Below are 2,452 nucleotides of genomic sequence, written 5' to 3'. Positions count from 1 at the left end.
CCCCCGCACCGGGTGGGGCGGGGGCGGACCCGGCGTTCCCCCGCCCGAGCGGGGTAGATTGGGGGCCGGGCGCGACGGGGGAGGCCGAAGGTGACGGCGGAGACGGCCGAACGGGCGCGGGTGGGGCGGCTGTTGGCGCAGTGGCGGCGACGGCGCGGGATCAGCCAACTCGAACTCTCCAACCTGGCGGGCGTCTCGGCCCGGCACGTCGGATTCCTGGAGACCGGGCGCTCGCAGCCCAGCCGGGAGATGCTGCTGCGGCTCGCCGAACACCTGGACGTGCCGCTGCGGGAGCGCAACTCGCTGCTGCTGGCCGCCGGTTACGCACCCGTGTTCCACGAGAAGCCGCTCGACGACCCGGCGATGCGGCCGGTCCTGGCGGCGGTGCGGCGGGTGCTGCGCGGCCACCACCCCTACCTGGCGCTGGTGCTGGACGGCCGGCGCACCATCGTCGCCTCCAACGAACCGTTCGACCGGCTGTTCGCCGGGGGCGTCGCCGCGCACCTGCTCCAGCCGCCGGTGAACGCCCTGCGCCTGGTCCTGCACCCCGACGGGATGGCCCCGCGGATCGCCAACCTGGGCCGCTGGCGCGGCAAACTGCTCACCGGACTGGCCCGCCGCGCGACCCTCGACGCGAACCTCCGGCCGCTGTACGAGGAACTGCTCGGCTACCCGTGCGCGCAGCCGGTGCCCGAGGTCGACATCCCCGGCCCCGACGAGATCATGATGCCGCTCGAACTGCGCTTCGACGGACGGGTGCTGTCGTTCATCGCGACGTTCGCCACCTTCGGCACGGCCCGCGACCTGACCTCCGCCGAGCTGATCATCGAGAGCTTCTTCCCGGCCGACGACGACACCGCCGCCTACCTGACAGGTAGTTGAGGCACCCGGCGGCCCCGGGAAGAGTGGAAGGCGCACCGCGCCCCGCCCCGGCAGCCCCGGGGTGGAGCGGCGCGGCCCACGTCACCTCCCCGGGAGCCTGCCCACCCATGACCGACAGCACCACCGTGCCCGCCACCGCCCCCGCGGCCGCCGCCCCGACCGGGCCGCACCGCGCCACCCTGCCGATCGTCCTCACCGCCGTCTTCCTCTCCGGACTCGACTTCTTCATCGTCAACGTCGCCGTCCCGGCCCTCCAGCACGACCTGCACGCCACCGACGCGCAGATCCAACTCGTCGTCGCCGCCTACGCGTTGACCTACGGAGTCGGCCTGATCACCGGCGGCCGGCTCGGCGACCTGTACGGGCGCCGCCGCGTCCTCGTCCTGGGCATGGCCCTGTTCACCGTCGCCTCCGCGGCCGCCGGCGCCGCGCCCGGACCCGAACTCCTGATCGCCACCCGGGTGTTGCAGGGCGCGGCGGCCGCCCTGATGGCCCCCCAGGTGCTCGGCGTCATCACCACCTCCTACCAGGGCCCGGCCCGCGTCCGCGCGGTCAGCTGGTACGCCGCCGCGTCCGGGATCGCCGCCGTGTTCGGCCAGCTGATCGGCGGCGTGCTGATCCGCGCCGACCTGTTCGGCCTCGGCTGGCGGGCCTGCTTCCTGGTCAACCTGCCGATCGGACTGGCCGCCGCGCTCGCGGCCGCCCGCCTGCTGCCGGAGTCCAAGGCCCCCGGGCGGCCCCGCCTCGACCTCACCGGCCTGCTGCTGGTCACCGCCGCGCTCACCGCGCTCTGCCTGCCGCTGATCGAGGGCCGCGAACGGGGCTGGCCGCTGTGGACCTGGCTGCTGCTCGCCGCCGGGCCGCTGCTGCTCGCCGCGTTCACCGCCCAGCAGCGCCGCCTGCGCCGGGCCGGCGGCTCGCCCACGCTCGACCTGTCGCTGCTGCGCCAACGCGCCTTCGGCGTCGGCCTGGCCGCCCAACTCACCTTCTGGGCCTCGATGGCCTCCTACTTCCTGGTGTTCGCGCTCTACCTCCAGCAGGGCCGCCACCTCACGCCGATCGGCTCCGGCCTGGTCTTCAGCGCACTCGGCGCCGGCTACGTCGCCGCCTCCGCCAACGCCCGCCACCTGGCCGCCCGGATCGGCCGGCACGCCATCACGGCGGGTTGCGCGCTGCGCGCGGCCGGACTGCTGCTGGAGCTGTGGGCGGTCGGCGGGGACGGGCGGAGTGCGTGGTGGCTGGTGCCCGGCCTGCTGCTGGACGGCTGCGGGATGGGCCTGTCCTTCGCCCCGCTGACCGCCACCGTGCTGACCCGCGTCCCGGCCGAGAGCGCGGGCTCGGCCGGCGGCGTGCTGACCACCGGATTGCAGGTCGGCAACGCGCTCGGCGTCGCCCTGATCGGCCTGGTCTTCTACCGCGTCCTGGCCGACCACCCCGGCCCCGACGCCGTCCCGGCCGCGTTCCGGGCCTGCCTGTGGTACGTGCTGGCCGCCACCGCCCTGTTCGCGCTGGTGGTCCAGGCCCTGCCCGGCCGGAGGGCGGACGGGCAGTGACCGCGTCGGACCGGTCG

The 2,452-nt window shown here is 75.4% G+C and carries 2 protein-coding genes; both read left to right on the top strand.

What is annotated here, in order from left to right; genetic code table 11:
* Positions 1-90 precede the first annotated feature (90 nt).
* A complete protein-coding gene (locus tag ACFUEL_RS38450; protein WP_380242677.1) occupies positions 91-882 on the top strand; it encodes a helix-turn-helix domain-containing protein in 792 nt (263 codons plus the stop codon).
* A gap of 107 nt (positions 883-989) precedes the next feature.
* Entirely contained in the window at positions 990-2,435 is a 1,446-nt protein-coding gene (locus ACFUEL_RS38445; RefSeq protein ID WP_380242675.1) for an MFS transporter, read from the top strand.
* The last annotated feature ends 17 nt before the right edge of the window (positions 2,436-2,452 follow it).

Source organism: Kitasatospora sp. NPDC057198, assembly GCF_042670125.1.
In the GTDB taxonomy this organism is placed as follows: Bacteria; Actinomycetota; Actinomycetes; order Streptomycetales; family Streptomycetaceae; genus Kitasatospora.
This window is presented reverse-complemented; position numbering and strand designations above follow the sequence as displayed.

Coding starts and splice junctions, on each gene's coding strand:
- ACFUEL_RS38445 (WP_380242675.1), top strand. CDS start 990: ATGACCGACAGCACCACCGTGCCCGCCACCGCCCCCGCGGCCGCCGCC.